This is a genomic window from Wolbachia endosymbiont of Drosophila leontia (assembly GCF_028981785.1).
Lineage (GTDB): Bacteria > Pseudomonadota > Alphaproteobacteria > Rickettsiales > Anaplasmataceae > Wolbachia > Wolbachia pipientis.
The window spans coordinates 1-5,888 of record NZ_JAPQLK010000127.1 but is presented as its reverse complement, the minus strand read 5'-3'; the positions used below and the strand labels follow the sequence as shown (position 1 = coordinate 5,888).

Sequence of the window (5,888 nt, the reverse complement as noted above, 5' to 3'; positions counted from 1 at the left end):
AAAATTGCGAACGTAAACTCAACACCAGCTTGCAAATGATTGTCCTTTCCTTCATTTCTCTCCTATTACGAAGATTTTAAACAGGTTCTTATGTTCCACTGAGAGAGAAGACAACATTACTCAAATCTTTAAGCGTTGATAGTGGACTTGATAGCGATGAAGAAAATTGTGATAATGATTTATCTTTCAACATAAGTCCTATAAGTTCTATTGAGAAGGTGGCAGAGAGTAGAAACGTAGGTAGGGTATCATTGTGAAGATGGTTGGGGTTAAGTTGCAACCTAAGTGGGGCGCAAAAGGTCTTTTGTGTTGATAATAATTTAAAATCTATAGTAGACTAAAAAAGATTATTAAATTATAATGTAACATATGATAAAAGACGAGAAGTCGAAAACAATTTTTGAAGTGGAAGGGGCAGTAACTGCTTTACTACCTGCAGCAGAATTTAGAGTGAAACTGGACAATGAACATGAGATTATCTGTCATGTATCAGGGAAAGTGAGAAGAAGTAAAATACGCATCATTATAGGGGATAGGGTGTTAGTTGAGATGAGCATTTACGATAGGAATGCGAGAAAGGGTAGGATCATTAGAAGGCTTAAAGGTACAAGTGACAGAACGATCTCTAAATAATCTTATTCTTGCTTCATCATCGAAAAGGCGTATAGCTTTACTAAAACAAATAAACATTGAGCCAGGTCTAATTTTGCCAGCAGATATAGATGAAGCCCCTTTGAAAAAGGAACTTCCGAAGGATTACTCAATCCGTATGGCAAAAAGTAAAGCTGAGAAAATACAAAGTTTAAATCCAAATTATTTTGTGCTTGGTGTTGATACAGTTGTTGCTTGTGGTAGAAGGATATTGTTCAAAGCTGAAAACGTTGAGCAAGCAGAAAAATGTATCCGCTTGTTATCAGGAAGAAGGCATAGAGTATACACCAGTGTATGTCTATTAACTCCCGATCAATCTAAACAACATATCAGGACTGTGGTTACAATAGTGAAATTTAAACGTCTCAGTGAACAAGAAATTAAGTATTATTTAGCATCAGAAGAGTGGAAAAATAGGGCGGGGGGATGCAATATACAAGGCCTAGCTGGAGTGTTCGTATTGTTCTTACGCGGCTCCTACTCTTCCGTTATAGGGTTACCATTACATGAAACCTATTGTTTGCTAAGCAATTATTTTAACTTCAATTTATATTGAAATACCTTTATTAGTATCTTTTTTTTGTTGTGACTCAGCAACCTGTTTAGCCCAATCTAGTGGTCTTTTATTTCTGTTAGCTAATGCAATTCTATTGCGATCATAACCATCAGTGTGTTCTGTTAAAGTATCTCCTCTTTCTTCTTCTATTACTCCAGCTTTCAGTTGTGCTTCATCTTTCTCTAGTAATTTATATAGTTCGCTATTTTTATCTACAGTTGGATTAGTGTCATTATTTTCTCGTTCTGCCACTGTTTTTTCTAACCACTTACGTATAGGGTCATATTGTTTACCTTCTCCTATCTTTTCTAAAATGTTTTCTGAGAATGAATCTTTAGGAATATTTTCTTTAGTAGCCTGTTGTGCCGGTTCTCTTAACCCTTTATCCGGGTTTCCCAATGCTCCTTTTAACTCACTCGTATCTCCGATTTCTTTTGGTTCAATGTTTTCTAAGCTCTTCTTTAACTGTTCAGGATTTACTTGAGATTGTTCATTATTGTCATGAGTTGGAGATGAATAGCCCGAATCGTTTGCTTTTATGTCTGTTGAGCTGTCTTTTAGCAACCCAACTTCTCTCAAGCGTTTTTTAGTTTCTTCGCTAATCTGACTCTGATCAGCTGGTTTTAACCCGAGATTTTCTTGACCTAATGTATTTTTAAGTTCTTCAAATAGAGTTAGATTACTTTGTCTAATATGTTCTTCTAATTTCCTTCCTACCTGTTTTAAATCTGTTTGAGATTTACTATCACTATTAGTTGGAGATATGTAGCCTGAATCACTTATACTATTTGGTGTTGAAGCAGAGACACTAATAGTTGGACCTTCCACTATTTTTACATCTGCTAAATCGTCTTTTTGCAATCCATCTTCTTTATCTTGTGACAGTTTATCAGTAGGATCAACTTGCCTTAATCCTCTATTATCCTGCTGTGATCTATCTCTGATTTCTTTAAGAAGATTTTCAGGTGGAGTTTGATCACTTTGTTCAATGTTTTCTAAGCTCTTCTTTAACTGTTCAGGATTTACTTGAGATTGTTCATTATTGTCATGAGTTGGAGATGAATAGCCCGAGTCACTTTTATTATTGAGTGCTGTAGCAGAGAGCGGCTGTTCACTTTCTTTCCACTTAGCATCACTAGCATCTTGGTTATCACTGTTATCTGGAGAAGATGAATAAGGAATTATGTCCTTTAATGTCTCTAACGGTGATGGGTTATTTTTTCTACTTCCTGCAATTGATGCTTTTCTATCATCAACATCAATGTGCCGTAAGTTGTTTTTCTTGAAATTTCTGATGTCTTGTAACAGATCGCCTTTGCTATTTCCTTCTTGTTGCTGGGTTTTAGGTTGTTGCTGATCATTAGGTGTTTGCTCACTTCTATCTGGTTTTTGGCTTCCAGGTACAGCATGTCCAAATGTAGGATCGTCATACCGTTCATCTTCTTGCCTATTATCTTGATTGTGGCTTACAGACTTGGTGAAAGTAGAACTATCTGAAGAATCAGAAGTTGCACCTTTTTGCTGATTATTAGGTGTTTGCTCATTTTCGCGCAAGTCATCTGGTTTTTGGCTTCCAGATTTGGCTCCCCCTTGCTCATCGAAAACACCTTTTTTAGGTGGTAGTGAACTAGTTCTAGGTGGAAGTGGCGGAGGAGTTTTTTTGTTCTGAGGATTCTCCTCAAAAAGCGATTGTAGGTTATAAACTTGACCTCCCAAATTTGCTTCTCGTGCTGTTTGTCTAAGCTCACGCTTTTCTTTAGCCTCCTGAGAATTAATTTTATCGTCAAAATCTTTTCCAATTCCGCTATCGTAAGACTGCCTTCTGCTGTTAGATTGTAGTCCAAAATGTGAAAGGTGGTTTTCTTTTTTTTGAGTTATATCAGTAGCTTGAACGCTAACACCTCTATTAACATCAATTCTTGTTGTAGTTTCAGATGATAGCTCGTTACTGTCTCTATTATGTTGCATCTCATTCGCTTTTCCTTGTCCTTTCTCCCTGAATTGTATTTCATGCAAGAATAAACCACCTATTTTTACATCTCTGTTTACTTCTAACCGTTCTAGAGAAAAATCATCACCTTTAACAAGGTCTACACCGTTAGCATCAATCTTAATTTTGATCTTACATTCCTTCCCCTCCGCATACCACTTTAAAGTCATTTCATACGAACCATCAGTTACGACATAATGTCTTATTTTTTTCCCTTCTTCCTCGGCAACAAAACCATGCATTCCGCTCTTTCCATCACTATGCAATGTTGAAAATCCTGAGATTTCATTCTTCTCACAAAAATCACTATTTAAAAATTCGCTAATTTTAAACTCTTTTTTGTTATCTCCCAGCGTAATACTTGCGTGATTACCGTATATTGAAACTCCTGCAACATCATCAACATACTCTTTCAACCTTTCTTTAACTTCACTTTCAAGCTCTTGTCCAGCTTTCTTTGTCTTGTCGCATTTCTGAAGAATAACTCCATATGCTTTATCTTTGTTTTCTTCTTCGTCCCAATTCCAGTTGGCGTGTTTTGTTAAAAACTTTACTGTGTTAAAATCAACTCTAGCATTATAAATTGGGTCGTCTTCCTTTTTTATTTTATCAAATAAAGGAAAATTTTCTTGAATGCGCTCATTATAAATGTGTTCTTGTTGTGTATCGTTAGTGCCCATATATCCCTCACTAATAACCCTCTGCCTTTAGTTCTAGCTAATACTAGCTAATATAATTATCACAAGCATTGGTTGAATTTTTATTAAGGAAGGTTGTGTTACTAATGTGATGACACAAGCTATTTTATGGTAACATCAAACGATTTAAGTTGTCATTCCAGTCTGGAATCGAGCCTTTCACGAACCCCATCAAAAATGTTGTGTTTTAACATAAGATTAGCCACTTTTATGCTCACCAATTTAGTGCCAATCAAGATTCCTGGATCCCAGTGTCTGGGCACTGGGATGACATCCTTCTTGGCGGAAATCACTCTTATATCACAACAGCTGCATAGCCTAAATTGCTTTAGCTATAGCTCTGTTTTTGCAACTTCAAATATCTGCTACTCATAGTAAACACTCCTGGATCTTGAGAGGTTAGCTTGAGTATAGCGAGTATGTTGATAAACAACAAAGCAGCAATCGAGATATCAGCAACATCCCATAGCAACCGGACTTTACCTATCGCACCAAGCGGAATGATCATGGTAAAAATTACAATCCAGATTTTAGTGTATTTATTATCCATAGACACATAGCGTATTGTCTGTTTTGAGCAAAAAAACCAAGTAAAAATAGTAGTAAAAGCAAAACAAAACATTATGGCCATAATTAAATAGTCAATATAAGGCCAATTCATTGCCTTTCTAAAAGCAAATATGCACATGTTAGTGCTCTCTAAATCAGTGACCCAAGAATCTGTGACAAGCAGTACCATTGTTGTAATAAACACTATAAACGCAACTATAAAAGGCGATATTATCGTAATTAGACTCTGCTCAATAATAAATTTATTATTATTTTTCTTAGGAACAATTGAAGAATGTACGATTCCTTCAAGGCCAAGCCCTATATCTGTTGCAAAAATACCTCGCAAAGTTCCGACTTGAATAATAGTCAACATTTCTAGAATCAAACCTAGAGATAAACCAGAGTTAAAGCTACTGGTTGTAAAAAAACTGCTTGTTATTAGTTTTAGAGAAGGAAGAATATTTTCACTAAATTTAAATAATATGATACCGCAAAGTATGAGGTAACTTACCGTCATTATCGGTATCATAGCCGATATAAAAATTTTAATCTTTTTTAAGCTGAGAACTGCAACAACAAAAAATATTATGGCCATTACAATGCCACCAATGACTACAGGCACATCTATCATGTTAAGTGGTATTGATAGAGAATTTACCTGAACAAGGTTACCAACTGTTATTGAAACCATCATCATAACAACCAGAAACACAATTGTAGCTTTTCTAGAATTAAATGCATCAGCCATGTAGGCTACAGGGCCACCTATAAACCGTCCGTTCTTTTCCTTTCTGGTTTTTATACTTAGATAACAAGTGACATATTTTATCACAGAAGTGATAACAATAATTATCGCCATCCACAAAATAGAGCCCGGTCCTCCGGTTTTTAGAGCAACAGCAGTTCCTGAAATATTTCCTACTCCTAAATTTCCCCCTAAAATTGTAAACAGAGCGGCTATAGAGGAAAATTTATTTTCTCCTTTTTTAGCTCCAAGTAGCGAAAGGGCGTATGGTAATCTAAATACCTGTAGCCATTTTAGTTTAATCGATAGGTAAACACCAGCAACTAGCATGAGTAATATTGTTGGCAGTAATAAAACAAACTTCACTGTATCCATCTGTAAAAGTGAGATTTTCATTTGAGTATACAACAAAAATTGAAAATACCTAACCTATTTTCTATGTATGACTTCGTTTCCGTCATTCTAGAAACCTTTTCTTGTCATCCAAGTAGCGTGACACATAACTGTACGAACATTGTAATATGGTACAATGTTAAGACGATGTCATTCCAGTGCTTGACACTGGAATGGCTTTGTTGCATCGCTCTTCGGATAGTAGGTAACGTACAATAAATTCATGAAGCTATCTCAAACTTAGCCATGCCTATTTCAGTAAATTTGTTAAGCAAATAACACTTGAGTAGCAGTTCCTTCTCA

5 protein-coding genes are annotated in these 5,888 nt (G+C 35.8%); 2 read left to right on the top strand and 3 right to left on the bottom strand.

Annotation, left to right across the window (positions count from 1 at the left end):
- The first annotated feature begins 369 nt into the window (after window positions 1-369).
- Window positions 370-633, top strand: a complete 264-nt coding sequence (gene infA / locus OZD63_RS04080) for a translation initiation factor IF-1 (protein WP_007550159.1) — start codon at window positions 370-372, stop codon at window positions 631-633.
- Window positions 611-1,207 carry a Maf family nucleotide pyrophosphatase gene (locus OZD63_RS04075; protein ID WP_274980101.1) on the top strand — a complete coding sequence of 199 codons (597 nt, stop codon included), beginning with the start codon at window positions 611-613 and terminating at the stop codon, window positions 1,205-1,207. The genes infA and OZD63_RS04075 overlap by 23 nt, the downstream gene beginning before the upstream one ends.
- Here the strand turns inward: OZD63_RS04075 and OZD63_RS04070 are convergent.
- From OZD63_RS04070 to OZD63_RS04060, 3 genes are all read right to left on the bottom strand, one after another.
- Window positions 1,199-3,877: a hypothetical protein gene (locus tag OZD63_RS04070; protein WP_275008193.1), complete on the bottom strand. Its 2,679-nt coding sequence runs from the start codon at window positions 3,875-3,877 to the stop codon at window positions 1,199-1,201. The genes OZD63_RS04075 and OZD63_RS04070 overlap by 9 nt on opposite strands.
- Before the next feature lie 152 nt (window positions 3,878-4,029).
- Complete coding sequence (locus tag OZD63_RS04065; RefSeq protein WP_153296804.1) at window positions 4,030-4,188, bottom strand: hypothetical protein; 159 nt, start codon at window positions 4,186-4,188, stop codon at window positions 4,030-4,032.
- 35 nt (window positions 4,189-4,223) lie between these two features.
- Window positions 4,224-5,567: an alanine:cation symporter family protein gene (locus tag OZD63_RS04060; protein WP_265023251.1), complete on the bottom strand. Its 1,344-nt coding sequence runs from the start codon at window positions 5,565-5,567 to the stop codon at window positions 4,224-4,226.
- Between the last annotated feature and the right edge of the window lie 321 nt (window positions 5,568-5,888).